Origin of the sequence: Paraburkholderia sediminicola, assembly GCF_046027355.1 — a bacterium.
Lineage (GTDB): Bacteria > Pseudomonadota > Gammaproteobacteria > Burkholderiales > Burkholderiaceae > Paraburkholderia > Paraburkholderia sediminicola_B.
In genome coordinates, this window is the sequence record NZ_JAQQEK010000157.1 from 1 (window position 1) to 309 (window position 309).

The 309-nt window shown below is 64.7% G+C and carries 1 protein-coding gene; it reads right to left on the reverse strand.

All coding sequences use genetic code 11. The features are described from left to right. On the reverse strand, positions 1–309 hold a 309-nt coding region (locus PQR42_RS45705), incomplete at both ends, for a carboxylesterase family protein (RefSeq protein WP_408394118.1).

Sequence of the window (309 nt, forward strand, 5' to 3'; positions counted from 1 at the left end):
ATTCCGTCCAGCGCGACGCCATACGTTGAACTGTCCGAGGCCGTGCCGTACTGGAAGCCGCCTCCGTGAATGAACACCATGACCGGAAGCCTGGCGCCGCGGGTTTTGGCTCCGCTCCAGATATTCAGGAACAGACAGTCTTCGCTCACATTGCCGGTGACGATCGGACCGCCGAAGGGCGCCGCGCCCCAGCATCGCGCGCCGGACTGGGTGGCATCACGTACGCCGCTCCAGGCTGGCGCGGGCTGTGGCTCCTTCCATCGCAGGTTTCCTACGGGCGCCGCGGCATAGGGAATCCCCTTGAAACTA